The 24,841-nt window shown below is 60.5% G+C and carries 21 protein-coding genes and 1 pseudogene; 12 read left to right on the top strand and 10 right to left on the bottom strand.

From position 1 onward, the window contains the following. Positions 1-66 precede the first annotated feature (66 nt). The 3 genes from AC3WLT_RS12150 to AC3WLT_RS12140 all read right to left on the bottom strand — a co-directional run bounded on the left by AC3WLT_RS12150 (position 67) and on the right by AC3WLT_RS12140 (position 2,853). The gene (locus tag AC3WLT_RS12150; RefSeq protein ID WP_492591998.1) at positions 67-1,470 is read right to left on the bottom strand and encodes a diguanylate cyclase domain-containing protein; all 1,404 of its coding nucleotides are present in this window, start codon (positions 1,468-1,470) and stop codon (positions 67-69) included. 724 nt (positions 1,471-2,194) lie between these two features. Next, positions 2,195-2,542, bottom strand: coding sequence for a hypothetical protein (locus tag AC3WLT_RS12145; protein ID WP_154564466.1), 348 nt, complete (start codon positions 2,540-2,542; stop codon positions 2,195-2,197). 26 nt (positions 2,543-2,568) lie between these two features. Beyond that, entirely contained in the window at positions 2,569-2,853 is a 285-nt protein-coding gene (locus tag AC3WLT_RS12140) for a hypothetical protein (protein WP_154564468.1), read from the bottom strand. Between the two features lie 87 nt (positions 2,854-2,940). Between AC3WLT_RS12140 and imuA the strand changes: the two genes are divergently transcribed. The 6 genes from imuA (at position 2,941) to AC3WLT_RS12110 (ending at position 12,665) form a co-directional block, all read left to right on the top strand. Further along, positions 2,941-3,657, top strand: a complete 717-nt coding sequence (gene imuA, locus AC3WLT_RS12135; RefSeq protein WP_154564470.1) for a translesion DNA synthesis-associated protein ImuA — start codon at positions 2,941-2,943, stop codon at positions 3,655-3,657. Next, positions 3,578-5,047 carry a Y-family DNA polymerase gene (locus AC3WLT_RS12130; RefSeq protein ID WP_154564472.1) on the top strand — a complete coding sequence of 490 codons (1,470 nt, stop codon included), beginning with the start codon at positions 3,578-3,580 and terminating at the stop codon, positions 5,045-5,047. Before imuA ends, AC3WLT_RS12130 begins: the two co-directional genes overlap by 80 nt. 6 nt (positions 5,048-5,053) lie before the next feature. After that, entirely contained in the window at positions 5,054-8,197 is a 3,144-nt protein-coding gene (locus AC3WLT_RS12125) for an error-prone DNA polymerase (protein ID WP_154564474.1), read from the top strand. Positions 8,198-8,243: 46 nt separating this feature from the next. Continuing rightward, positions 8,244-9,203 (top strand): SOS response-associated peptidase family protein, encoded by a 960-nt coding sequence (locus AC3WLT_RS12120; protein WP_154564516.1) that lies wholly within the window; start codon positions 8,244-8,246, stop codon positions 9,201-9,203. 501 nt (positions 9,204-9,704) lie between these two features. Beyond that, on the top strand, positions 9,705-10,748 hold the full coding sequence (locus AC3WLT_RS12115; RefSeq protein WP_166618258.1) for a Swt1 family HEPN domain-containing protein: 1,044 nt from the start codon (positions 9,705-9,707) through the stop codon (positions 10,746-10,748). Positions 10,749-11,021: 273 nt separating this feature from the next. Then, positions 11,022-12,665, top strand: a complete 1,644-nt coding sequence (locus tag AC3WLT_RS12110; RefSeq protein WP_154564476.1) for a hypothetical protein — start codon at positions 11,022-11,024, stop codon at positions 12,663-12,665. A 111-nt stretch (positions 12,666-12,776) separates the two neighbouring features. Here the strand turns inward: AC3WLT_RS12110 and AC3WLT_RS12105 are convergent, their stop codons facing one another. Genes AC3WLT_RS12105 through AC3WLT_RS12095 form a run of 3 tightly spaced genes read right to left on the bottom strand, consistent with a single transcriptional unit; the run spans position 12,777 to position 15,117 of the window. Further along, positions 12,777-13,472: an ATPase gene (locus AC3WLT_RS12105; RefSeq protein ID WP_233464997.1), complete on the bottom strand. Its 696-nt coding sequence runs from the start codon at positions 13,470-13,472 to the stop codon at positions 12,777-12,779. Further along, positions 13,469-14,152, bottom strand: a complete 684-nt coding sequence (locus AC3WLT_RS12100; protein WP_174825316.1) for a helix-turn-helix transcriptional regulator — start codon at positions 14,150-14,152, stop codon at positions 13,469-13,471. Before AC3WLT_RS12100 ends, AC3WLT_RS12105 begins: the two co-directional genes overlap by 4 nt. Next, positions 14,149-15,117 (bottom strand): TIGR04255 family protein, encoded by a 969-nt coding sequence (locus AC3WLT_RS12095; RefSeq protein WP_166618259.1) that lies wholly within the window; start codon positions 15,115-15,117, stop codon positions 14,149-14,151. Before AC3WLT_RS12095 ends, AC3WLT_RS12100 begins: the two co-directional genes overlap by 4 nt. Here AC3WLT_RS12095 and AC3WLT_RS12090 point away from each other — a divergent pair. The 4 genes from AC3WLT_RS12090 (at position 15,116) to AC3WLT_RS12075 (ending at position 17,560) form a co-directional block, all read left to right on the top strand. Continuing rightward, the gene (locus tag AC3WLT_RS12090) at positions 15,116-15,373 is read left to right on the top strand and encodes a multiubiquitin domain-containing protein (protein ID WP_154564480.1); all 258 of its coding nucleotides are present in this window, start codon (positions 15,116-15,118) and stop codon (positions 15,371-15,373) included. The genes AC3WLT_RS12095 and AC3WLT_RS12090 overlap by 2 nt on opposite strands. Next, on the top strand, positions 15,348-16,550 hold the full coding sequence (locus AC3WLT_RS12085; RefSeq protein ID WP_492591997.1) for a ThiF family adenylyltransferase: 1,203 nt from the start codon (positions 15,348-15,350) through the stop codon (positions 16,548-16,550). Before AC3WLT_RS12090 ends, AC3WLT_RS12085 begins: the two co-directional genes overlap by 26 nt. Then, entirely contained in the window at positions 16,540-17,001 is a 462-nt protein-coding gene (locus AC3WLT_RS12080) for a ubiquitination-like system serine protease family protein (protein ID WP_154564484.1), read from the top strand. The genes AC3WLT_RS12085 and AC3WLT_RS12080 overlap by 11 nt, the downstream gene beginning before the upstream one ends. A gap of 244 nt (positions 17,002-17,245) precedes the next feature. Further along, on the top strand, positions 17,246-17,560 hold the full coding sequence (locus AC3WLT_RS12075) for a DUF3892 domain-containing protein (protein WP_233464998.1): 315 nt from the start codon (positions 17,246-17,248) through the stop codon (positions 17,558-17,560). 53 nt (positions 17,561-17,613) lie between these two features. On the opposite strand, the pseudogene AC3WLT_RS12070 reads toward AC3WLT_RS12075, so the two are convergent. The 4 genes and pseudogenes from AC3WLT_RS12070 to AC3WLT_RS12055 all read right to left on the bottom strand — a co-directional run. Continuing rightward, positions 17,614-17,730: pseudogene (locus AC3WLT_RS12070) on the bottom strand (type I restriction enzyme endonuclease domain-containing protein); the annotation flags it as partial. Between the two features lie 91 nt (positions 17,731-17,821). After that, the gene (locus AC3WLT_RS12065) at positions 17,822-18,124 is read right to left on the bottom strand and encodes a DUF3850 domain-containing protein (protein WP_154564486.1); all 303 of its coding nucleotides are present in this window, start codon (positions 18,122-18,124) and stop codon (positions 17,822-17,824) included. Continuing rightward, a complete protein-coding gene (locus tag AC3WLT_RS12060) occupies positions 18,124-20,340 on the bottom strand; it encodes an NAD(P)-binding protein (protein WP_166618260.1) in 2,217 nt (738 codons plus the stop codon). The genes AC3WLT_RS12065 and AC3WLT_RS12060 overlap by 1 nt, the downstream gene beginning before the upstream one ends. After that, on the bottom strand, positions 20,330-20,956 hold the full coding sequence (locus AC3WLT_RS12055) for a deoxynucleoside kinase (RefSeq protein WP_154564490.1): 627 nt from the start codon (positions 20,954-20,956) through the stop codon (positions 20,330-20,332). Before AC3WLT_RS12055 ends, AC3WLT_RS12060 begins: the two co-directional genes overlap by 11 nt. A 1,061-nt stretch (positions 20,957-22,017) precedes the next feature. Between AC3WLT_RS12055 and AC3WLT_RS12050 the strand changes: the two genes are divergently transcribed. Together AC3WLT_RS12050 and AC3WLT_RS12045 are read left to right on the top strand one after the other, a co-directional pair. Further along, a complete protein-coding gene (locus AC3WLT_RS12050; protein WP_154564492.1) occupies positions 22,018-22,788 on the top strand; it encodes a hypothetical protein in 771 nt (256 codons plus the stop codon). Next, the gene (locus tag AC3WLT_RS12045) at positions 22,785-24,713 is read left to right on the top strand and encodes a site-specific integrase (RefSeq protein WP_154564494.1); all 1,929 of its coding nucleotides are present in this window, start codon (positions 22,785-22,787) and stop codon (positions 24,711-24,713) included. Before AC3WLT_RS12050 ends, AC3WLT_RS12045 begins: the two co-directional genes overlap by 4 nt. Positions 24,714-24,841: the final 128 nt, after the last annotated feature.

Below are 24,841 nucleotides of genomic sequence, written 5' to 3'. Positions count from 1 at the left end.
GCTGGAAAACTCGACTTCTCACGCTTTAATGAGCATGCCCGATGAGCCCCGTTACCCACTCCGTTTTCAAAAGAGCCAGAAAAGCTCGCGTCCCTCCACGGGGGCCACGCCGTCGCGATTCCACTGCACCAATGCAAGAAAACCGCGTGCCGTTCCGTCGACGGTATAGCAGTCCCGGTAGTCCAGCGCGAATTCCTTCCTGAGAAATCCATACTGCAGCGCCTGATAGAACTCCAGTCCGCGCTCAGCGCGTTCAGACAGTTCTGGCGTATATAGATGGCACGCGCTGATATCCTTGCCTTTACCAACTGCTTTGGCCGCATACATCGCGAGGTCAGCACGTGTAAGAAGATCGAATGCGTTGTCTCCGTGCTGCACGTGCTCGACCACTCCAATGCTTGCCCGCATCCGATAGCTATTCGCGCGCAGCACGTAGGCGAGATCAAAGTCTTCTATGACGCGGTTTGCCAGTTCCTGCGCTGTGAAGCGGGCAAAGTCACCGCTAACGACGATCACGAATTCGTCGCCGCTAACGCGAATGACCTGCGGCTCATCTCCGGCGACGCGCTGCAGGCGTTTCGCCACCTGCTTGAGCAGTTGATCCCCGTCCCTGTGCCCGAGGGAGTCATTGATTCGCTTGAAGTTGTCGAGATCGATAAAGAGAAGCGCGAGTCGACCAACGCATTTCGGACTCGCCATCAGATGGTCGAGGCGGTCCATTAGGTAGTTCCGATTCCTCAAACCGGTCAACGTATCGGTATTCGCCAACTCGGCCAGGCGATCGCGAGCCTGTCGTTCTTCTGTGATGTCGATGCCCGAACAGATCAGAAACGTCTCGTCAGGGCGATCTCCCGTTCTGGCGAACTTGTTGCGGAACTGGAACAGTCGCGGACCCCTGATCGTTTTTACCGTCCGTTCCACCTCGTACGCCTCGCCGCGCAGGAAAAAACTTTCTATGTTCTGACGGGACTCACTTCCGTCCTCGTGGGACATGAACAGGTCCCACGCATTTTTCCCGATTACGTCAGCTTCCCTGAGGCCGGAAAGTTCTTCGGCGAACCGGTTGAACCGTTGAATAGAGCCGTCGCGATTCAGGATCACAACCAGTGAATTGACTTCCGACAGGACCGTCTCTGCAAATGACAGCCCGCGCGCCAGATCACCCGCGACAGCTTCAGCATTGATGCTCGGAGAGGCCGTTCCGGCCCACCTCGTTCGATCGATTTTCCGTCCGACCAGGTGAAGACGAAACTTCTTTTCAAACAGCAGCGCGTCGACAGTCACGCTCGAGGTGACACCGGCAAGTGTGCGGATCTGTGTGGCCTGCTCGGATGACAGCTTCACAGCTGCGGCGACCGGCCCGGTAATCGGGCTCAGTTCGAGGGCATTGCTATCGTGAGATAACTGCCAGCGGGGACTCAGCGTTTCAAACGTTGCCCGGAACAGATCTATCGCTTCGTGTTCGTACATGTCCATCCGAAGAACCATAAATCGTCTAACGAATCGGACAGGACGTTTTTACAAAACGTTACATGCTAGGCAATCATTTTTATGCGGCTCGCATGCGGAAAAAGGTGATGTGTGCTTCATCGCCGTTGCGGGCATGCGTCTCCGAACGAACCGACGTGCAATGCTTTCCGAAGCTCTCCTACAGAAAGGATCGCTTCTGAACGCATCGCGGACAGCTAACGTGCGAGATTTGCAGGGACATAGTGGCTGGCGAGTTTTTCGCGCATCGCTGCATGAGGTCCGCGACGCCATTGACTGATTTCGGGCCGAGCACCATAACGATCAAGATCGCTGTCGATGATTCGCCCGACTTGAACTCCGACACGTGCTTACAGATCTCCTACTGTTGTTTGGAATCCTTATTATATACGAGATGATCGACGGCACCGATATTGCCTGCGACCCAATGACCTTCTCGAGATCGGAGCCCCGGTCGACCAGAAGGTGTTTGCTCTGCGGAAAGGAACAACACCGCTTTCTCTCGACCGGCAGACAAAAGTGGCCGGCAGATCAGGCGCTGAATTAGCGAGGATGCCGGCATTCCCAATTCGGCGTGGACGCTGCTTTGCGATGCGGCTGGGCTTGGCCGAATATCGCGGATGCGTAACCACATCTGTCGCGAAAGAAAATGGAAGACCGGCTTGGCACCTCAGAGTTGGGTTCCTTCCCAGACGGACTTTTTTCTTTATCGAACTACCTTGACCAGCGCTCCCCCGTCGTTTACACGGAGCACATTGCCTTCGGGCGTCATTATTCGGGGAAGGTCTGCCGCGCGCGGCACCGCAACCTTCTTAAGGCCATTCCCCGCGTGCTTGTTCGCTAACGATTTCACTACCGGGTCTGCGCCCTGGCGCGGTGTAGCGTTGGATGTGTGACGTGAGAGAACCGCAACCTTGCCTAGTTTCGGCTTGCCGTTTCCGGACGGCTGCATCCGCGCCTCAGGCGGGTTCCAGATTTCAACGTAGTGTTCGCCTGCGACTCCGGTCGATGCAACAGCAAGCAGCATTACCCCCGCGCTCAAAAATCGAAACATGTTCTCTCCGTATGTTCTGGTGCCGTTCACGCCCGGCACGATTTCGCGGTGCCCACACATAAACCGTCGCAGCCAGCACAGTAATGACGGTTACGCACCGCCCCGTCAACACGCCAGACGTTGGTTTGCGTCGGCGTAGGGGTGCCAACAGTACGGCCATTTTCGCACGCGTAAAACGTCGGTTCCCCCGCCTTGCTGCGGCGGATGGCTTCATCGATTTCCTGCTCGCCGAACACTGCTTTCATGTCTGCAACAAACGCCGCGATTTCCGGCATCGGATGGCTGGCGGCCTTGCGAACGCCTGTATCCATCTAGCCTCTCCCCAAAAAAGTGTCCGTTCGTCGCCACGAATTTCCGTGTAGGATACTGTACATCCATACAGGTATTTGCGCAATTCAATGACCGTCCCGTCCCCCATTCCGGAAGCAATCCACCCGTCCCTATGGCGCGCTTCGCAGCTGGCCGCCGGCTTCGATCGGGTGGTGTCGTGCGGCCACGTCGCGCTGGCCGCCGAACTGCCGGGCAGCGGCTGGCCCGCGGGCGCGCTCACCGAACTACTCACGCCGCAGGCTGGCTGCGGTGAACTGCGTCTGCTGCAGCCCGCACTGGCGACCGTCGGATCCCGCCCCTTGCTCCTGCTGCAGCCGCCGCATCGGCTACAACCCGCCGGACTGGCGTGGCTGGGCGTTCCCGCAGGACAGGCCTGCGTGTTGCGCGCACCACGCACGGCTGATGCGCTGTGGGCCGCCGAGCAGATCCTGCGTGCCGGCACCTGCGGCGCCCTGCTCTTCTGGCAGGCCGAAGTGCGGCAGGAAGCGCTCCGGCGCCTGCATCTGGCCGCACAGGCCTCGGACACGCTGCTGTTCCTGTTTCGCCCACTCGCGGCCGCCCAGGCGACGTCGCCAGCGCCGCTGAGGCTTGCGCTGCGAGCCGCCAGGGGCGGTATTGAAGTGACCTTCGTCAAGCGCCGCGGACCGCAGCGCGACGAACCCGTTTTCGTTCCTCTCGTACCTTCACCTGCCCTGTTGAGCCGATATGCAACTCTGGATCGGCGTACATCTGCCGCACCTCGCCCTCGAGTCGTTTCTCCCGCGCTGGTCGATGCCACGCCATGAGGCCGGGTTTGTCGTGCTGGAGAAGGACCGCGTTGTCGCGCTCGACCGCACGGCGCACTCGGCCGGCATCGTGCCCGGCATGCGCCGCGGTGGCGTATTGACGCTCGTCCCCGACGCGGTCATCCGGGAACGTGATCTCACCCGTGAAGCGGAGCTGGTTCGTGGCGTGGCGTTCGCCCTGCTGCAGTTCACCCCCCACGTGGTGCTGGCGGAGGAATCGGTCGTACTGGCCGACGTCTCGGCGAGCCTGCGCCTCTTCGGCGGCATCCGGGCACTGCGCCGGCGGGCGGGTGAAACGGTGAGCGCGTTCGGCGTGACCGCGACACTTGCCATTGCCCCTACGGGGCAGGCCGCGTGGCTCTTCGCCCGGTCATCGGCTGGCATCGCGCTCACGTTGCGCTCCGTCGACCGTACGCTGCGTCGCGTGCCGTTACCTGCCCTGCCGCCGGCGCGCCCCTACGCCGAATGGTTCGACGGACTGGGATGCGAAACGGTCGACGACATCCGGCGACTACCCCGCGCAGGCCTCAAGAAACGCTGCGGCACGGCCCTGCTGGATGCGCTTGATCGCGCGACGGGCGCGGCGCCGGAAGTGTACGAATGGCTGGAGTTGCCCCCCGCCTTCAGCGCGCGGCTCGAGCTGCCCGACCGGATCGAGCATGCGGAAGCCGTGCTGTTCGCGGCGCGGCGGCTGATCCTGCAGATGACCGGCTGGCTGTCGGCGCGACAGCTGGCGATCGCGCGGTTTGTACTTGAGCTCGAGCATGAACGCGGCCGCGCGGCGGTGCCGCCGACGGCAATCGAAATCGCGCTTGGCGAACCGACGTCACGCGAGGAACACCTCGTGCGCCTGCTGAAAGAACGGCTGGGCCGCGTCGAACTGGCCGCGCCGGTCATCGCCGTTGGCCTCGATGCAAAGGACGTTCGCGAAGCGGACGCACCCAGCGAGTCACTGTTTCCGGAGCCCGGCGGCTCGCCGCAGGATCACGCGCGCCTGATGGAGCTGCTCGTCGCCCGGCTCGGCGCGCAGAACGTGCTCAAGGCGGCGCCGGTTGCCGACCACCGCCCGGAAGTCGCCGCACGCTGGCTTCCCATCGGCGAGACCGTCAGGTCCACGCTGCTGCCGCCGAACCTTCCGCGGCCCACGTGGCTGCTCGACAAGCCGGTGCAGCTCATCATGCGTGGCCACCGCCCGTTCTACGGCACGCCGCTGCGCATGGTCTCGCCGGGCGAACGGATCGAGGTCGGCTGGCAGGATGGGCACCCGGTGACGCGAGACTATTTTGTCGCGGAGTCCGAAGACGCGCTGCACTACTGGGTCTTCCGGGAGCGCGTAAGCGCCGTCGAGGAACGCGAGCCGCGCTGGTTCCTGCACGGCCTGTTCGGGTGATCGCCCATGGCGCCGACCTACGGCGCACTGCCCGACTATGCGGAGCTGCAGTGCGCGTCCAACTTTTCCTTTCTGCACGGCGCATCGCACGCCGAGGATCTCGCCGCTCGCGCCGCACAGCTCGGGTATGCCGCGCTGGCCGTGACGGACGAATGCTCGCTTGCCGGCGTCGTGCGCGCACACGTCGAGGCGAAGAAGGCCGGGCTGCCTTTCATCGTCGGGTCGCACTTCCACCTGAGCAGTGCCGACGGCTCGCCGGCCCTGTCATTCACCGCCCTGGCGATGACGCGCGAAGGCTATGGCAACCTGTCCGAGCTGATTACGCTCGGCCGCATGCGCGCGCACAAGGGCAGTTACCGGCTCGCGCCGCTGGATCTCGCACACCCGGAGAAGCCCTTTGGACACCTGCGGGGACTGCCCGAATGCGTCGCGATCCTGTCACCGGACTACCCCGCCGATGAAGACAGACTGGATACGCAGGTCGAGTGGTTCGTCCAGACCTTCGGCGATCGCGCATGGGTCGCACTGACATTGCACGCGCGTGCAATGGACGATATTCACCGCGGCGCCGTCGAACACGTCGCGGCGCGCCACGGCGTTCCCGTCGTCGCGACCGGTGCGCCCGTCATGCACGTGCGTTCGCGCAAACCGCTGCAGGATGTGCTGACGGCGATCCGGGTCGGCAGACCGGTCGCCGAATGCGGCTATGATCTCGCGCCCAACGCTGAGCGGCACCTGCGATCGCGTCTGCGGCTCGCCAACCTGTATTCGCAGCGCACGCTCGAGGAGACGCTGCGGATTGCGCGACTGTGCACGTTTTCACTCGACGAGCTGCGCTATGAGTATCCCGACGAGCTGGTGCCTGCCGGCCATACGCCGACCAGCTACCTGAGACAGGAGACCTACATCGGCGCACATCGCCGCTGGCCGGAAGGCGTCCCGCATCAGGTGCAACTGCAGATCGAACACGAGCTCGCGCTGATCGGGGATCTGCGCTACGAGCCGTACTTTCTGACGGTCTACGACATTGTCCGGTTCGCGCGCAGCGAAGGCATCCTGTGCCAGGGGCGCGGCTCGGCGGCCAACTCGGCCGTTTGCTTTGCGCTTGGCGTGACCGAGGTGGATCCCGCGCGCTCGTCGATGCTGTTCGAACGGTTCATCAGCAAGGAGCGCGGTGAGCCGCCCGATATCGACGTGGATTTCGAGCATCAGCGCCGCGAGGAAGTCGTCCAGTACATCTATCGCAAGTACGGGCGCGATCGCGCGGCGCTGACGGCCGCCGTGACGACGTACCGCCCACGCAGCGCGCTTCGCGAATCGGGCAAGGCACTCGGCGTGGATCCGGCAATCGTTGATCGCGTCGCGAAGGCCTATCAGTGGTTCGATTCGAGCGGCGATCTGCTCAACCGCTTCGCCGAGGCGGGGCTCGACGCCGGGTCTCCGCTGATCATGCAGTGGGCAAATTTCGCGGCGCTGCTGGTGGGCTTTCCACGACATCTGTCGCAGCACAGCGGTGGCTTCGTGATCAGTCGCGGCAAGCTGTCGAGGCTGGTGCCAATCGAGAACGCCGCGATGGCCGACCGCTCGATCATCCAGTGGGACAAGGACGACATCGAGGCACTTGGCCTGCTGAAGATCGACGTGCTCGCACTCGGTATGCTGTCGGCCATCCGCCGCGCGCTCGACGTCATTTCGGAAAAGCGTGGCGAGCCGTTCGAACTGCAGGACATTCCTGCCGAAGATTCCGAGACCTACAAGATGATCTGTCGAGCCGATACCGTTGGCGTATTCCAGATCGAGTCGCGCGCGCAGATGAGCATGCTGCCCCGCCTGCAACCGCGCTGCTTTTACGATCTCGTGATTGAGGTGGCGATCGTACGTCCGGGCCCGGTACAGGGCGGCATGGTGCATCCCTACCTGCGCCGGCGGCAGGGACTGGAGCCCGTCAGCTATCCAAGCCCGCAGATGGAGCAGGCGCTCTCGCGCACACTCGGTGTGCCGATCTTCCAGGAGCAGGTGATGCAGGTCGCGATGCTCGCGGCCGGTTTTACCGCCGGCGAGGCCGACCAGTTGCGTCGCGCGATGGCTGCATGGCGTCGCAAGGGCGGACTCGAAGCCTACTACGACCGCATCGTGAACGGGATGCTCGAGCGCGGTTACGACCGCGAGTTTGCCGAGGCCATCTTTGCGCAGATTCAGGGCTTCGGCGAATACGGCTTTCCGGAGAGCCACGCGGCCAGCTTCGCGCTGCTGGTCTATGCGAGTGCTTGGCTGAAGCGTCATGAGCCGGTCGCGTTCCTCGTCGCGATGCTCAACAGCCAGCCGATGGGATTCTATTCACCCTCACAGCTCGTGCAGGATGCGAAGCGCCACGGCGTAAAGGTGCTGCCCGTCGACGTGACGCTGAGCAACTGGGATTCGGAGGTTGAAGGCCAGACAACTTCTTCCCCGGTACGCCTCGGCATGTCGCTCGTGCGTGGCCTGAAGGAGGAGGCCGCTGCGCGCATCGAGCTCGCGCGCGCCGTGCGACCCTTTACCGATGTCTCCGATCTTGCACGACGCGCGCAGCTCGATCGCAAGGATCTGCAGGCGCTCGCGGCGGCCGACGCGTTACGCTCGCTCGCCGGCGACCGGCGCGCGGCACTCTGGCATGCGGTGGCTGCGGTACCTGACCGGGATCTGCTGCGCGGCGCGACTGATGACGACGCGACGCCGGTCCTCGCGCCGATGACGGAAGGCCAGCAGATCGCCAGTGATTACCGGACCCTCGGTCTGACACTCGGCCGGCACCCGCTGGAACTGCTGCGCCCTCGCCTGCTTGCCCAGCGCCTGCTGCCGGCGTCGACGCTGGCCGGATTCCGGAACGGGCAGCTCGCACGTGCCTGCGGCATCGTGACGGTCCGGCAGCGGCCGGGCACGGCCAAGGGTGTGATGTTTGTCACGCTGGAGGATGAGACCGGGCAGGTCAACGTCATCATCTGGCCGTCCCTGCTCGAAAAGCAGCGACGCGAAGCGCTTGGCTCGTCACTACTTGCAGTGTACGGCGTCTGGCAGCGTGAGGGTGAAGTGCGCCACCTCGTCGCGCACCGACTGGTCGACGTGTCCCCGCTGCTCGGCTCGCTCGTCACGTCGACGCGAAATTTCCACTAGGAACCGGCGTACCATATTGGCGCACCGTCCTTCAAGGAGAGCGAGCATGTGCTATTCAGCCCAGATCCAGGCGGACTACCGCAAGTACGTCAGGATGTTTGGCGCGCACATGAGCATCCGGGAATTCGCCCAGCTGTACTGGGAACGCGCCGAGGGCAGCAACATCAAGATTCCGAAGGCGATGGACGCCGCGTTTTCGGTTCCCCAGACGGATGAGGAACGCCGGATCAGGGAAGCGATCGACCGGTTCAACGGCGACCAGGCCACAAAGCTGGAGCAGGAACTGTTCAAGCAGCGCGCGCGACTCGCCGACGCGGAACGCACCCTTCAAAGCAAAACGACGAAAGCGGCCACCGAAAGCAAGCGGATCGCAACCAGCAAGATCGAGTCGGCGCTGCGCGGGCTCGACGATCTCCGGCGCACCGAACTGGAAGATCGCGATTCGCGAATTTTCCCCGGTAACTATGCTCCGGTGATGGTCATGGAAGACGGCAAGCGCGTCATCAAGCCGATGCGATATCACTGTCGCCCGGCTGGCAAGCCTGCGTTCTACGACAAGAAATATCCCGGACTATACAATGCCAGGTTTGACAACCTTGAAGGCTTCTGGAAGGGAGTTTTTGGGTATTCGCACGGACTTATCGTCGCGAATGCCTTCTATGAAAACGTCAAACGACATCGCCTTGAAGGGCGAGACCTCGCTGAAGGCGAACTGGAGGAAAACATGGTCCTGGAGTTCAAGCCACAGCCCGCTCAGGACATGCTCGTCGCCTGCCTGTGGTCGCACTGGCAAAGCCCTGGCGAGCCCAATCTGCTCTCGTTCGCGGCCATCACTGATGAGCCACCGCCTGAAGTTGCCGCCGCCGGCCACGATCGCTGCATCATCCCGATCAAGCCGGAGCATATCGACGCGTGGCTCAATCCCGATCCGCGCGATCTTGCGGCACAGTACGCGATCCTCGACGACCGCCAGCGCCCGTACTACGAGCATCGGATGGCCGCATGAACCGTAGGGCCGGCGTCCGAATGCCGAAATAAATCGTTATCTACGGCGAACGTCGCAACCCACTTTCGACTGCGTCGCAAGCGAAGTAAAGATAGCGGCACCTATCGCCGACGTCGGCGGCGACGTCCTGCGGTCGGTTTGAACGGCCGTTATCGGGCGGATCGAAAGTCCCATGAGGTCGCGTGCTGCCGTTCGTGGCAAGGCACAAGTCGATCGCACGACGATCGGCAAGGTTCGGCCAGGAGGAGACTGTCGACGTAGCGATTCGAATCGTCAACAATGCCATTTTTCGATTTCGGGCATGCTGGAAGTCCGGTAGCTTTTCGAGGTAATACGATAAACGAAGTTTTGACATGATTGTCTGAAATCAGTCCGCTAGCCTTGGTGGCCAACACGCCCTATCAAGCCAGGGGCTGTTCCTGTAGATTGCCACCTGCCAACCTGACGCACAGCCCAGCTAAAATACCTGGAACGCAAAAAACACACGATCGGGGCTCCCCCATGACACCATCAGACGCGTCGGACTGGCAGAAATTGCCCGTCCGGATCCAACACGCATTGTTAGCAGGGTGGAATGCTGGCGCAATGCCCGCCTCAGCTTCAGCGCTGTACAGCCGCTGGTGGCAGCTGGAAACGTGGCTGCGCTCGCTGATCTACGTGGAATTGCGCAGCGCGCTTGGTGCCAAGTGGGCGGACCTTTTGCCGTCTAATTCGGCGAATCGTCAGCAGCAGGACGAAGCGTACCACTACATGCAAACGCCCGATGCGCAGGATCAACTCGCGTATTTGGATGCATCGCTGCTTCTGCAACTGACACACGATCAGTGGCAGTTGTTCGGTTTGTATTTGCCGGCTCAAAAAATCTGGGCAGGCCGAATCGAGGAGCTCAAACAGATCAGAAATCGTATTGGCCATTGTCGACGGCCCCACGACGACGATCTTGATCGCGTGGAGCAGACACTGCGTGATCTCGACCGCGGCGCCGTCCGAGCAACGTCATCCTTCAACGATCAATCACGGCCAAACGTGGCATGGTCGGATGTCCTGGTCCGGGATTGGGTGCACAAAGGCCACCCCTACGCGCATCTGATTGACCATGCGACTAGACAGTACGACACGAGCTTCCGCCTCGCGGTCTCAACCCGTCCATGGGCACAGTCTCCTGCAACCCACGACACTCAGCTTGGCGCCCGGGCGGGCTTTGTGTGGCACGCCTGTTGGTATTTCCGGGGGGGACGCTTCTTCGATCTTAACCAGTTCTGGCGTGAGATCGAAGACGATAAGGACTGCATCATGCTCGTTTGCGCCGATTCCCCGTCGAGTCTTCAGGTTTCGTTTTCGGCAGTTGAAGATCAGAGTCAGGTCAGCGATGTAATCGGCCGAAGCTTCGATTCTGCGCTGGCAAACCTCCGCTTCACTCACTACGACGAGGATCCCGTCACATGGGCGAAGCGGTTCGCCAATATTGATCCGCGTGTGCACGCGGGGACGCCTTGGGCGGCAATGGATCCCGCGATGCGAGGCGTCAGCCTATTTTCCGCTTGAGCGAATGCTCAGCATAGCGACCGTTCGGCGATAGCAGACTTAATGGAGGCGCTCGGCGGCCTTGTGTTCTGAACGTCCGTTTTGAAGGAGCTCGACCGGCCGCTTCACGCCATGAAGCGGCCTATCGCAGTCGAGAATTTTGCTTTTCACCGTGCTACTTCCACATCTTTAAATTTAGCCCGCATCAGACGAGGGGAGAATTAACTCGTAGCCTCACTATAATCAGCCATCTGGATCATTTGTGTTATCCAGTCGTTAAAGGATCGTCGGAGTATGGCAAGAAATAACCGTGACGACTTCACCCTTGCCACTAAGCACGCGTTATGTCTGCGCGTAGGCACCCATTGTTCAAATCCAGAGTGTAGGAAGCCGACGACCGGTCCGACGACAGTCAAAACCAAAGTCAACAACATTGGTCAGGCCGCGCACATCGCTGCAGCAGCTTCGGGACCCGGAGCCGCGCGCTACGACCCAGCTATGACATCGGCTGAGCGCAAAAGCATCGATAACGGAATTTGGCTTTGTCAGAACTGCGCGACAAAGATCGATCGCGACCCTGAGCGCTATCCGGTTACGCTGCTGAAAGAGTGGAAACGCCAAGCTGAAGAAGCCGCTGACGCAGAGCATGGACAGCCTCCCGTCTCCAAAGCGGAATTCGAACTCATGAAAGCGGCAGTTTTCAAGACGCCGCTGAGTCGTACCGTTTCAACCGCTGTCGCAGAGATCACACGTTTGGCGAAGGAGGAGCTGGAAAGGGCGGATCCTAGATTCGCCGTCCAGGTGAACAAGTTTGGAAACACTACGCAGATAATTTTTAGCGCGAAGGAGCCGGTCCAGTTTCGGGCCAAGGTCGCCCCGGACGCTCAGACCGAGTTTCGAACGAAGATGCGGGCATTAGCCGAACATGGATTGCCAGTTGAAATGGATGCTTCAACCATTCGGTTGGAGGGTTCGGCGCTGCTGGACATAATTCCACAGGGAACAGGAACGATCAAGATCGACACGCAGCTTCGCAAAAAAGCCGTGCAAAAAATGCTGTTACACGATCCCGCAACCAACGCAGTGTTCGTAATGGATGATTTCGTAGGCGAAATTGTCGCTGGCACTCAGTCGCTTACCTTCGAAGGGCACGCATTCGATGGTCTATATGGTCTGCGCTATCGGTTTGAACACGCGTCCGGACCTGTGCAGCAGGATCAATCCGTAGACTTCACGTTCAGCTACAACAGTTGGAGAGGGAGAACGGTCCGTGGGCTCCCGTATTTTGACAAGCTGTATCGATACTTCGATGCCCTACATAAGGGATGGACAGTCTCCTGGGCTTTGGAGGTGGAGGGAGTCGAGCTACTAACCGGAAGTAGCCCAAGGCTTACGACGCCAGAATTCATCAAAGAGGAACACTTGATGCTGACGTACATTAAGTGTGCGCGAGAGCTCCTCGTATTGTGGAACTTCGACGTGCCGTTCAATGACACGCCGATTTCGTCGGCGCACATTGACGACGTCTACGCGCTTTGGTCCCTACTGTGCAAAGCCCCGAAACAACCGAGCGCGGAACTTGGTCGGGTGCATTGTCGAATCGTGCCTCAAAATGAGGAAGAAGCGACGGCTTTGCGAAATTCGGTGTTGGCTGGTCAACCCCTAGCAACCGCGTTTAGCCGGGAATTTCCTGAAGCGTTCAACTTGGTGGGGAGCTTTATAGCGGTTAATCCAGTTCGTCTTAATTACTCTCAAGTCTACTTGAGGAAAGGCGTCCGAACGAACGACATCAAAGCGGGGAAATCTCTTCGATTGGAGATTGTGCCAACCAAAGATTGCATCTTCTCGATTGAACAGCAGGAGCCCGCATGTGTAAGTGTGGTCGGCCCAGGAAAGAAAGTTGATCACACGGGTGAAATCGAGACGACCGCGCGGTAAGCACCTTCTTCTGAGCACACGTGTTTCTGAAACGGTCGCGGTTTCTCGTACTGAACGGCCGCTAAATCCAGAAAATCGGTCGTTCTGGGTCCTGCAGCAAAGGTCGGCGTCCTATGGAATGATCATCGGCCACCACGCCGGCATGTTTTCGTGTTGGGCCAGCACCGCACCATTCTTTACGATGGCTACGGGACGATGAGTATTCTGCCCGTCGTCCCGATCCCGTGAGTTATCGAAGAACATTGCAAGCGGTACGATCTGTAGGGCCTTTTGTGCGTTGGCAAAGACGCGCGGGAACCGAGTGTGCTGCACGTCGGAGGGCACATCATGCCCTCCCGACGCAACCCGACCGTGGACGCGCTCTTGGGCAAGATCGACGTCATTGAGCCCAACGAACAACATCACAACGTAGTAGCCTGCTTCCACTCCACGTTGCAACTCCGCGAGCTTGTAACCATAGGGGTCGGAAAAGACGGTCTCGAAGACGAAATGACATTGAGCGCCAGAGGACGCGGACAACATCAGTTCACGACGACGCGTTGCTTCGGATTGCGCCTGAAGGGCAGTCTCCTGAGTCTGCGGCGCGTCCGGATATTCCTGAGCCGCCTCGTTCAGCTCACGCTCAATCTCGTCGGCGTTGATGTACTCAGCCCCCAACGCATCCTCGAGCATCGGTTCGAGCAATTGACGCCATAGCGTGCTCTTGCCCGCCCCATTGGGGCCGGCGATCATGACCATCAGGGATTTGTTCCCCGCGCCTGCGCCGAGCTCGTCAAGGAACGCGTCGAAAAGCTGCTCACCTGTCAATCCAGATCCATCCCGAACTTGTTCGCGTTCTTCCGCAGGTTTCCGATGCCCTTCTTCAATGCGACGTGCTGCTCAGTGCGATGTCGTTGGGTACGCGCAGTCGGGCTGGTGGCTCTCGCCAGCAGCTCATATACCTGCGCGAACTCGCCAGGATCCAGCTGCGGTGCGCAGAGTATCTGTAAAAGCGTCGTGCTTCGCTCTGGGACGGGTTCGACCAGGTATTTCCCGGCAAGCGGCGCGTAACTGCCCCATTGCTTGGCCAACTGATACAAGCGCCACAAGCGGTTGCGGTTGGACAGATTGAGTTTTTCCATCCGTTCGGTACGTAACCATGCGTACACCGTGATGCGCTCGATGTGCAAGACTTGTGCGAGCTGCGTGACGTTGAGTCCGAATGCCTCGCGCAATTCTTCCACCATCTCTGCTGGCGTAGTCAGCTTCGGTTCGGACTGACGCTGCGACGAACCGAGTTTGAAGGGTAGCGGCACCGCAGTGTTGACGCTCGTCCCAAGGTATTGCCAGAGGTCGCTAAGGCCGATCACTATTGTCGGCACGGCCGTGCCACAGTCGACCGACTCGGCCGTCACCGGCCGAACACTGGTGGCTCCGGATTGACGCCACATTGCATTTGATCCGATCGTCCAGCCCAACTTCGCATCACGCTCGGAAGCGTAGATCATGTGTTGTCTCCTGTTGCTGCTTCGGGATCCCATTCGCGCCGCGCCAGCGGAGTAATCATGGTGCGAAACGCCGACGATACGTCGGTGTGCATTTGGGTGAACAGTTGGCTCAGTGTCGCACGATCGGCGCGGTGCTCGCCGTCTACCCATCGGTCGCTGTCGATTACGCCGCACTCTCCAGGCGAAGCTTGTGCTGACTGTTGGCGAGGACTCAGCATTCCCTGGAGGTCCATCGGCAACGAGGGCACGCCGAATCCACGCATGAATTGCAGGCGCATCCTGCCAACGTGATAAGCGACATCCACCATGGAGACGTGTAGATCTGGTCCACGCATGGCGCCGGGCAGCGTTGGCATGCCGGTTAGGTTCCACGGTGCGTTGACATAGTCCTCTGGCCGCCGGCCATGCGGAGGCACCAAGAAATCGACATAGCGTAGGCCAAGTCGCGTTACGGTAGTGACGTGCACATCCGCGAGTGCTTCGCTGATGTCGAGCCAGGCCTCCCGGAAGTGAGACGAGTCGACGTACGACGTAACGGCATACGTGAGAGCCCCTTGCTGGACACGCACCATTGCGTTGACGTCGTTGTTGACAAGGTCATAAGCAACCGCAGGGGTAGTCCGTGGCGCGTTAGGAGCGGCGTCAAGATTAATCTCAATGCTCACGCTATTGGTCTGACTAATTGTCGGAAACCGCGCTCCGAGTCTCGTCACGATGGCGTCGCGCAGATGCTCCGGAGCTGCTGTCGCACTCGGCAGAAATCGAACCTGGGCGAGTACAAAAACCAAGGGCGCGTGCGCCCACTGCCCCCTCTGGGGGACGGTATCCCTAGTCAAGCAACCTCCTTTCTCAATTGTCCATAAAAAGATTTTACACCAGACTTTACACCTTACACAAAATCTGACACACTGATTCCATCTTACACAAGATCTAACAGTTGATCTGTTGATAGGAGTCGACACCATGTCTAATGCCGCGCAACCCACGACGAAAATCGTCCTCAATCTCGACGAGATCGAGGTGCACCAAGAGAAGCTGACGTATGCGCAGCTCGTGCACCTGGCCTACCCGCAGGACCCGCCAGCGGATACATCGGATTTCATCTACACAATCACGATCACCTACCCGGACGGGGAAAGCCTCTCGCTGGCGCGGGGGGATAAGCCGGTGCCGGTCAAGGAAGGGATGGTGTGCCATGTCCGCAAAACCGGCCGTTCTTGATTCAGTGCTCGCCCCGTTCCTTGCGGCGGGGCTGCGAGTAACGGTGCAGGGGGCCCACCTGCTTCTGCACGACGTGCCCGTGGTCGACAACCAGAGGCAACTGCGGCTAGGCACCCTCGTCGCCACGCTCGTCTATACCGACAGCCAGGTGACACCACCGGCGACCCATCAAGCGTGGTTCGATGGCCCGTTCCCCTGCTTCGCGAACGGTTCCATGATGGAGCAGTTGCGACACACGGACGTGGCGGGGGGAATAGTGGCTCCTGGCGTTCCGGCCACGTTCTTCTTCTCAAACAAGGATGACGGCTGGACGGGTTACGCCACCCACTTCGACCAACTGATGCACTACTGGCGGATCATTACGGACCAGGCGCGAGTAATTGATCCAAACTGCACCCGGGCCTTGGGTCCTGGATCGTCGCTGGTGGCACCTCGAACTGACCCATTCCGCTATCCGGACGCCTGCTCAGCGCGCGGAAACTTCGTGATGGTCTCAGAGCGGTTAGCGAATCTCCGCATTGCAATCGTGGGACTAGGCGGGACCGGGTCCTATGTGCTCGACCAAGTAGCCAAGACACCGGTTCGCGAGATCCATCTGTTCGACGGCGACATCTTCGAGGTCCACAACGCCTTCCGGGCGCCCGCGGCAGCCAGTGAATCTGATTTCGGCAAGACCAAGGTCGCGCACTTCTCCGCTCTGTATGAACCGATGCGGACAGGCATCATCGAACATCCGGCGTACGTGACGGAAGTCAACGTCGGACTGCTCGGGCAGTTTGACTTCGTCTTCGTCTGTGTAGACAAGGGGCCCGCGCGGAGATTGATTTGCTCCCATCTCATCGACCAGGGCGTGCCCTTTATCGACTGTGGCATGGACATGTCGCTTTCCACCGCACAGCAGATCTTTGGCACGTGTCGGGTCACGATAGCTACGCCGGCCAAGAGCAAGCATTTCTTCGATCGAGCCCCAACGATGGAAGATGCTGGCGATGCTCTATATGAACAGAATATTCAGATCGCCGATGCAAATGCCCTCAACGCCATCCTCGCCGTCATGCGCTGGAAGCAGCACTTCGGCTTCTATGCGATGAATTGGGACTGGCATCACCTCGAATTTGCTATCAGTGCGATGGCTCTGGCGAGGGCCGAAAGATCGGAGGGAACGGATGCGAATTGACCGGATCACGCCGGAACTGGTCGAACTTGCTCCCCGCGTGTTGCAGCCGGGGCGACTCTACATCAGTGAGAAATATCGTGCGGTCGTGCACCTTTGCTGTTGCGGATGCGGGGAAAAGGTAGTGACACCCCTCTCCCCTGCAGAATGGCAAATTCAGTTGGCGCAGGGGCGCGCTACGCTACATCCCTCGATCGGGAATTGGTCGATGGCCTGCCAGTCGCATTACTTAATTCGCGACAACCGAGTGATCTGGAGCGGGCAACTGTCGAAGAGGCAGATCAAGGCTGTCTTCGAGCGCGACCAGCGGGATCTGCAGGCGATGCATCGCGGCACCCAAGAGCAGCCGACGGTGGAGCAGAGTACCCCAAGTCCCTCCCCATCTGGAGGGGAACGAGCGGACGCAGGTTGGCGCGCACGGCTGAAAGCGTTCTGGCAATGGCTGACTCGCTGACCTCTTGGGGACGCAGCGTAAACTAGCGACGGGACAACTGACAGTGATGGCGAAAAATTGCCATTTTCCGAAGCCTGTTCACGTCCGTGCGTATGTCCGCTTCCGTCAAGGCCGCCTTGAGACGGTTTGAGAACATTGCCGGTCGTGGCCGTCCGCTTAACAGCGGAGTTGTTTAGAAAAGCTGGAGTACATATTGCCCCAGCTTGTTTTCCACATCGCAATACGGAAGTAGGGAAGAAAATCCATGAGCACAAGCAACACGACGTTCAAATGCGTGGCCAGAAGGATGGAAGGGGGACAGGGCCATGAGCACATTACCTTTCTGTGGTGGATTAAAGTAATTGACGGCAAGGAAACCACGGAGCAGGGCCACTCAACCCGAGAACAAATGGTGGCATTCATCGAAGCACAAGGTAACAACTCGGTTTGGTGCCCTGACCGGAATCCGAACGTCACGGGAGCCTGGGTGCACACGCATAGCAATGGGCGGATTAAATACGTCCAGACAGTTGCGGACAGCCGTAAGACCGATAACCTGCTTTCGCTTCCACTTCGATAGTCAGGCCCGCGGTCTGGGTGACATCAGCAGCGCCGGCATCTTGCCCACCACGCCCGTACCGCCTTGGCTTCATCGAGCGTGCGGCACAGTGAAAATGCCTTGCTCATCGCGAGCGCGTGATCGGCGAAGCGCTTCTTGCCATCCCTCTCGCCAAGCACGAAGTTTGCCGCGTCGCTCCTATGCGGGGGAGTACCATTTTCATTACGCTCTACAACGGCCACGCCGAGTCGACATGCGCTCATGGCTTTCTGCCTGCGAAAGTTATTCAGCAGCTTCGTTGCCAGTAACAGAAGTGATGAGGCGCACGCTCAGGATGCAGAAGTCCCTGTGGAGCGCCTCATCGGACACAGCACATGGCTCCCGTGTTGACGTAATAGAAGTGATCTCCGCTATACAGGTGCGGCCGGTATACCTCGACATCGAAAACTCGTACTCCCGCAGTTCAAGCAGATCCCCGACCTGAAAATCGCGATCATTTCGGCGCAATTCGTGGGTCCGCGTGCCGAGTCGAATAGCATCAAAGAAACGAGGCCAACTCTTAAGGACGTGTGTTGTTTTCGACATCAGTCTTCCTGAACGACGAATTCGGAGTAATCAAAATTCAGTTGAAACGGACCGGCTGTGACGGGAGGCTCCACCGTACCAACCTCCTCAAGGACCTCACGGGCGGCGGCGTCGAAGGGGTCGCGCTCGATAGATGAAGTCTCCACCTGGCTGGAGGATCGGACAGGTGGCGCCAAGTTGCTTAAACGTTCAAGCGGTGTTTTTCCGAGTGCCTGAAGACCATCCAAGAAGCCCTTCGCCATCCACACGATGCCCTTAAGGCTTCCATCATCTATAAAAAAATCGTCCGCTTCGCTATCGATATAGATCACGCCTGCGACCGCGCTTGGGGGGCTGTGTAGCCCGGGATCCGTGGGCTCAAGAATTGGAATCGCAATGACGAATCTGACCTTCGTCGACATCAAGCGTGTTGACTCCCTTAGCCGTCTTGACGGCGAAGACATATAGGCGTGGAGCTTCCCAGGGTCAACAGACGGCAAGGAGCGGATAACTCGCCTAGTATAAAACGCTAAGCCAATGGTCCCCATATGGATGGGGAAGGTTCTTCCAATCCCAGACTCGTCTTTCCTCTCTAAGGCGACACCCTGATAGTTACACGCTTGCTGTAAAACTTCCTGGCCGCCAAACGACGCAACTCGATGCAATGTCACTCGTAGCCGCCGGCTTGGGTTGTGACCGTGACGCAACGCGCCCGCAAGACTCGCGCAAAATGCCGTTGCCATAAGAGCGGTTGGGCCCGGCAAGTATTCCTTTTTCCAAGCGGATTTGGTGCCTTCAGGCAGCCGCTTGGCGTCGTCAGCCCGACCCGGAAAGCCGAAATAGCCTCCGGTCCAATTTGGTATGTGCGGTTGAAGGAAATACCCTCCATCATGCTTCGCCTGCATTTGTTCTATTACGTCATACAGGTGCGGTGACAAGACGCTTTTCAGAACTTCGTCTCGCCGGGTCCCATGGCGACGCACCACACGTTCTTCGCTGACCTCGTTCTCTTTCTCGAGGCAATCGGTGCCGCGCGATGACGGGAAGAAGCCGCCGCATTTATAAAGGAGGTACACAAGCACCCGGTTTTGGAATGAGATTCTTCGGGTCGCCGGGTCAAAAAGCTCGGAGAATTTCTTTACCTGCAAGCTTAAAATTACCTCTGTGTCTCGCCTCAATCGCTGCGACATGCGCGCGCGCACCGCCTCAAACGCGACTCGGTGGCTAGAACTGACAGTTTCGAGCGCATCGAATAAGCCCTGTTTGGCATCGGGGCCAGTATGCTCGCTCTGAACTCTTCTGAGTTCATCGATCAACGCACGCTCGCCAGAAAAGAGCTCGCCCAAGATGCGATCCTGGCGAAACTGGGAAACACGGAGGCGCAACAGATCCATCATGGCGCCATCGCCTTGCCCGGAAACGACAAATGTATGTCGTTGGCTATCTAGACTGGGTTGAGCGTAAGTCTCGTTTCGCCAGTAGGACTGTGGCGTGTCACGCTCGGTACCAAAACCAACGGCGAGAATGACGATGTCGAATGACTCTGAGCTGCCAGTGTTGACCGATTGATGCCTAGGGACGCCGTGTCTCGCGTCAGGAGCGTAGGCCGCAATGCCATCTTGCGGATCGCGTTGCTCGCCGACCCATTCAATGCGTAGGCCGTCCCTGTCGCTACCGATTTCATGCACTTGGACGTGCCGCGCATTGCAGTACAAACGCAACTTACGCTTCGACTGCTCATGCCAGTCGTGATATGCCTTTTTCCACTCACCGAGGATCTGAACGACCACATCGGAGGCGCGCGCCGCAGTCCAGTTAAGCACTGGGAGCAGAGCTGCACCCGATAGGCTGCCAACTGCAGGCCAATCGTAGATGTGTGGATGCAGCCATCGCGAATCACTGCCTTGCTGTAGCGGTAGCAACGTATCGCGCTGCTCAAAAATAGTTATGTCCGCTTCAACATCCTTTCGAAGAAGACCTGCAGCAGCAGTAAGGCCAGCGAAGCCGCCGCCGATGATGGCAATTCGTTCCGCACGTGGCTTCGCCAAATCCTTGCGTGGTGCGACTCGCGAGAGGACCGTACGCTCTTCAACAAGAGACCATATTAAATTCAACGCCCTCGCCTGCTGGTCCAACACCGTCACGCCCGCATCGAACGTACCGAGAACATAAATCTGGTGACCCGGAACCTTGTAGCGCGCAAGCAACTCTTTGGAAGTAGAATTTTTAACGCTCACTGGTCCTCCCGCGAAGCCAGTGTTCAAACAAATTCCGAATGTTCACAAGGTCTGCGTCGTCTTCCACGCGCATTACCTTTGCACTGGGTAGTTGCTGTACAAGCTCGTCCAAGCGATCGGCTGCATCGCTTATTTCAGCTGTTGAAATATTTTCGCCCGCTCGATTGCGCAGTCGGAGTCGCTCCGCGATCGTGCGCTCTGGCGGCCGCAAATGGATGTATCCAAGCGGAGGCCCGACCGACTTCAACAACGCGCTGTGCACCGTTCGATAAGCGTCAAGGTCATCGTCATTTAGACGCATAGATGCCCAGAGGTCATCAGACGCAAATGACCAATCGCATAAGGCGACGCCATTGTGCGAAGCCGAAGGGCACGATGCTGCCAAATAGTGGTGCTGTAGCAAGAACGACAAGTCGTACGCCAAAAAGCCCGTGGCAGCGTTTGCCCCAGGAGTATTCCAGTAGACGTTATGCTCGTGCCGCTCTAGCATCAGCGGCTCGCGGCCATTAGATAAGTGCTGTGCGAGGGTCGTCTTTCCCGAACCGAACACGCCGAGAATTTCGATTCGCGAGCACAGCATTGCTTGCCTCTGCGGATGTCGCAGCAGTGTCACCATTTGAGATCGAACCTTCTAGGCTGCATGCGCAGTAAGTTGCGGGTGCGTTTAAGTTGACGCCGTCGCGACAATCAGCCCGCTGTTGAAGGCCGCCTTAGTGGCTGACTGACGCTATGTGCCATGGTACCAAATAGATCACCAACCCCAAGGCGGTGCCGAGATGATCCGGCGGGTTTTCCAATGGCACCCAGCTCAAACCGCGCGTTTTCAATGGGCCGCCTGATGTTTTACCGTCGAGAGGCCGCGAGCCCATAGTTTGACTGTCGGTTGCTCGAGCAAACGGTTGACTCTGTGGATGTAGGCCGCGACTTCGTTGCGCGGCGGCGCCGAACGATTGGTTTGTCTGGCGATGAGGCCGTCCGCCGCGGCGCGGACGTAGGATGCCTCGGGGATAGTCCGGATATGGTGTGTTAATTCCGCTTCGATGAACGGCCCTCAGTGAAGCGAAATACAAGCGGGAGCCGTTCAGCACCAGCGTCGACAGCCCTAACCTTCAAGCGTCCGAAGTTGTCCGGTCGACTACGCTCGCCATCGCGTCAAGAAAGTGTTAGAGAGCTGAGTTGACGACGACAGCAGCCGGGCGACGACTGCTGATGACGCTGCGCTACCAATCTAACATTCTTGCCTTGGCCCATATAAGCAGCGCAATTTCTTCTGGATTCGGATCCATCAAGCCGGCGGTGGCGCCTGCCGAACCAGTCACCCTGTTCACGCCCCAGATTCTCTGATGGGTCACAGTCGTCGAAACAACTGGTCAGCAGGCTGAGGCGGTCGCTGGTCCGCAACCGCATCGCACGGCTCACAGACAAACCCGAGGCGAACCCCGCGCTGGCCGACGCCAGCGCCCTGCCTGCTCTTGCCTGCAAGATCCCGGGTCGCCGGCGACGACCGGAACGCGCTATGCAGCAAAATCGCTACATCTGATAACTGGAGTTATCACGAGTGGCGAATTTGCTTGGCAGATTTTGCGTGCTCCGCCATACTTCGCTGGAAGGCCCGCCCGGCAAGGCTTTGCCGGAACCTGTTTTTTCTGGACAGCGACTTAACCCGGAGACCGCCCGATGACGCAGCCCGAAATCGACCTGACGCAGCCCGACGCCGTCAGGCGCGAACTGCTCGACGACGACCGTGCCGTCAAAGACGAATTCGCGCGGCACCTCGACGGCGAGCTGAACGAGCTTGCCGAGGTCCTGGCCGCCTGCTTTCGCCTGCTGCCCGCGATCAACGAGGCGGCCAACCGGCTTCAGACGCAACGCAGTGCGCTCGTCGCCGGCTTCGCGTTCGGCGTGCTGGACGACCTCGTGATCTCTACCAAACTCATGCTGTCCGGCAAGGCGCCTGCCGCAGGCAATGTCATGCGTCAAGCGGTCGAAGGCATCGCCATGTCCATGCTCTGCTCGACGGACGAACTGCTGGTGGTCGAAATGAAGAAGAAACAAACGCCCGTCCGGGCGCGCTATTGGGAGAAGGTCTGGAGCGGCGACAGCCGGACACAGGGACACCTCGCAGTCACGCAGCTGGACTGGAACGCCGCCACACTGAAGCTGAACGGCGACGGGGTCGCACGTCTGCGTCACGCCAGGAATCACTACAACACGTTCAGCCACTGCGGCACGCTGACGATCGCGAGCCGGGTCGCGCTCGACGTGCCCGGGATGGTCTACGTCGGCGGCCACTTCGATCCCGCGAAACTGGACGCATATCGCGTCGAGATGAATGAGCGGATCGGCCTGTGTCGCGTGCTGCCGCCGTTCATGGACCGCCTGCTTGCCACGATGCCGCGGCCGGCCGGTCGCCCGCTCGCGGCGGCACAGCCAGCGGAGCCGGCATGAAGCCCGCTGCGCGCCGGCTCACGCGTCAGCACTTCGCGCTGTATCGCGGCTGGTTGGAAGGCGCCGCGATCGAGGGGCTGCACTCGGCCTACGGTGAGGCGGGCAGTGACGTGCGCCTCACGCGCCGGCTCATCACCACGATGCGAGACGCGCTGGCCGTGGCGGCCCGTCGCGCGCGCGACATCGAGGCGGCCCACCTGCTGCGCCTGAAGCCCGGCAGCATCCCCCTCGTTGAACTGCACGGCCGCGACGACGTGCCGACGCTCGAGGACTACCGCGCGCAGGTCGATCCGGACGGGGTCTACGGCGAAGCGGAGCTCATCGAGCTCTACCGGGGGGATTTTCCGCCGCCGCCTTCGCCCACCCTTGACCGGAAAATCGCCCGCAATGCGCGGCTGCGCGCCCGCCAGGCCGCAGCGCTCGAGCGCATGGAACGCGCGCTGGTTCAAGACCCTGCGCCAGAGCACCCGCTCGACGGCTGGTTCGAGCCGGCGGTCGCGGCGCGCCTCGCCGCTGCGGGGCTGACCACCCTCGCCGACCTGCTCGCGCTGATCCAGCGCCGCCGGCAGCGCTGGTACACCGCCGTGCCCCGGCTCGGTCCGAAGGGCGCGCAGCGCATCACCGACTGGCTGGATCTGCACGCGCGTTCGCTGCACTGCATCCTCTCCCCGCTTGCGACCACGCCGCGCAGGCAGTTCGCGGTGGGCCATCCGGTGCTCACGCGACCGGCCGTCAGCGCTGACGTGGCGCCACTGGAGTCGCTGCGCGTGCCGCCCGAACTGGATGGATCGCAGGGCCTGAACCGGGCGCCCGTGCCCGCCCACCAGGCGGAACTCGCCACCGACCTGGACGCCGTCAACGCGTGGATCGCGATCCGCGGCGAGCGCAGCGCGCACACCGCCCGCGCCTACCGGCGCGAAGCCGAGCGGCTGCTGCTGTGGGCGATCATCGTGCGGCGCAAACCGCTGTCGTCGCTCAACACGCTGGACTGCCGCGAGTACATCAACGGCTTTCTGGCCGACCCGCAGCCGGCCGAGCGGTGGATCGGCAACGGCAAGGCCGAGCGGTTCGACCCGGCCTGGCGGCCGTTCGCGAAGAAACTGCCGCCGGCAAGCCGGGAGACTGCCCGCAAGATCCTGTCGGCCCTGTGCAGCTGGCTGGTTGAGGAACAGTACCTGCTGGTCAACCCGTTTCACGGGCTGCAGAAGGTGGACAGTGCGAAGCCGCTGGTCGACGTGACCGGGCGCACGCTCACGCACGCCCAGTGGCGGTTTGTGCTGCAGACCGTCAGCCGGCCGCTGAACCTGCCCGGCGGCTCGCCCGCCGACCAGCGCGACTATTTCGCGCTGCTGCTGGCGTATGCGACGGGCCTGCGCCGGGCCGAGCTGGCCACCGCCACCACCGGCGCGCTATCGCGCAAGGCACTGGATGCGGCCCTCGAGGACGCCTGGACCCTGCGGGTTATGGGCAAGGGCCGGCGGGAGCGGCAGGTGCCGATGCCGCACCGGCTGATGGAGGCGCTCGCGGCGTCGCTGCTGCTGCGGCCGACGGCCTGCACGTTCGAGACCGCGCCCGCCGGCACGCCGCTGATCGCTCACCTGAAAACCGGCAAGCCCCTGTCGCCCGATGCGCTGGCCCGGCTGTACAAAGCCATCTTCAAGCGGGCCGCGGACGCACTCGCGTCCACATACCCCGGTGCCGCGGCGGATCTGAAACGGGCCAGCACACACTGGCTGCGCCACACGCATGCGAATCACGCGCTCGACGCCGGCAGTGACCTGCGGGACGTGCAGACGGGCCTGGGCCACGCCAGTCTCGGCACGACGACCCTTTACACCAAAGGCGACGCGGCCCGGCAGTACCGCGCGGTGGAACGGTTTTTTGATGCGGCGCTGGAGGATGCTGCCGCCGCGTCGCCAGTCTGATCCGGCCGAATTCTGGCCAGCAGGCTCGAACTTTGAGAAATCTACATGACTGGCCGCGTGCGCTGTCGTAAGGTCCGAGGCGGGGCGTAGCTGACCAGCGGATCCGTGGACACTTCTGGGGCAGTTGT

The organism is Paraburkholderia sp. FW306-2-2C-D06C, assembly GCF_058781505.1.
Note: the sequence above shows the minus strand (reverse complement) of the source record. Positions and strands in the feature narration are given on the sequence as shown.

Excerpts from the sequence above, each read along its gene's own strand:
- AC3WLT_RS12150 (WP_492591998.1), bottom strand. The coding sequence starts at position 1,470 with ATGTACGAACACGAAGCGATAGATCTGTTCCGGGCAACGTTTGAAACG.
- AC3WLT_RS12145 (WP_154564466.1), bottom strand. The coding sequence starts at position 2,542 with ATGTTTCGATTTTTGAGCGCGGGGGTAATGCTGCTTGCTGTTGCATCG.
- AC3WLT_RS12140 (WP_154564468.1), bottom strand. The coding sequence starts at position 2,853 with ATGGATACAGGCGTTCGCAAGGCCGCCAGCCATCCGATGCCGGAAATC.
- imuA (WP_154564470.1), top strand. The coding sequence starts at position 2,941 with ATGACCGTCCCGTCCCCCATTCCGGAAGCAATCCACCCGTCCCTATGG.
- AC3WLT_RS12130 (WP_154564472.1), top strand. The coding sequence starts at position 3,578 with ATGCAACTCTGGATCGGCGTACATCTGCCGCACCTCGCCCTCGAGTCG.
- AC3WLT_RS12125 (WP_154564474.1), top strand. The coding sequence starts at position 5,054 with ATGGCGCCGACCTACGGCGCACTGCCCGACTATGCGGAGCTGCAGTGC.
- AC3WLT_RS12120 (WP_154564516.1), top strand. The coding sequence starts at position 8,244 with ATGTGCTATTCAGCCCAGATCCAGGCGGACTACCGCAAGTACGTCAGG.
- AC3WLT_RS12115 (WP_166618258.1), top strand. The coding sequence starts at position 9,705 with ATGACACCATCAGACGCGTCGGACTGGCAGAAATTGCCCGTCCGGATC.
- AC3WLT_RS12110 (WP_154564476.1), top strand. The coding sequence starts at position 11,022 with ATGGCAAGAAATAACCGTGACGACTTCACCCTTGCCACTAAGCACGCG.
- AC3WLT_RS12100 (WP_174825316.1), bottom strand. The coding sequence starts at position 14,152 with ATGATCTACGCTTCCGAGCGTGATGCGAAGTTGGGCTGGACGATCGGA.
- AC3WLT_RS12090 (WP_154564480.1), top strand. The coding sequence starts at position 15,116 with ATGTCTAATGCCGCGCAACCCACGACGAAAATCGTCCTCAATCTCGAC.
- AC3WLT_RS12095 (WP_166618259.1), bottom strand. The coding sequence starts at position 15,117 with ATGGTGTCGACTCCTATCAACAGATCAACTGTTAGATCTTGTGTAAGA.
- AC3WLT_RS12085 (WP_492591997.1), top strand. The coding sequence starts at position 15,348 with ATGTCCGCAAAACCGGCCGTTCTTGATTCAGTGCTCGCCCCGTTCCTT.
- AC3WLT_RS12080 (WP_154564484.1), top strand. The coding sequence starts at position 16,540 with ATGCGAATTGACCGGATCACGCCGGAACTGGTCGAACTTGCTCCCCGC.
- AC3WLT_RS12075 (WP_233464998.1), top strand. The coding sequence starts at position 17,246 with ATGAGCACAAGCAACACGACGTTCAAATGCGTGGCCAGAAGGATGGAA.
- AC3WLT_RS12065 (WP_154564486.1), bottom strand. The coding sequence starts at position 18,124 with ATGTCGAAAACAACACACGTCCTTAAGAGTTGGCCTCGTTTCTTTGAT.
- AC3WLT_RS12055 (WP_154564490.1), bottom strand. The coding sequence starts at position 20,956 with ATGGTGACACTGCTGCGACATCCGCAGAGGCAAGCAATGCTGTGCTCG.
- AC3WLT_RS12050 (WP_154564492.1), top strand. The coding sequence starts at position 22,018 with ATGACGCAGCCCGAAATCGACCTGACGCAGCCCGACGCCGTCAGGCGC.
- AC3WLT_RS12045 (WP_154564494.1), top strand. The coding sequence starts at position 22,785 with ATGAAGCCCGCTGCGCGCCGGCTCACGCGTCAGCACTTCGCGCTGTAT.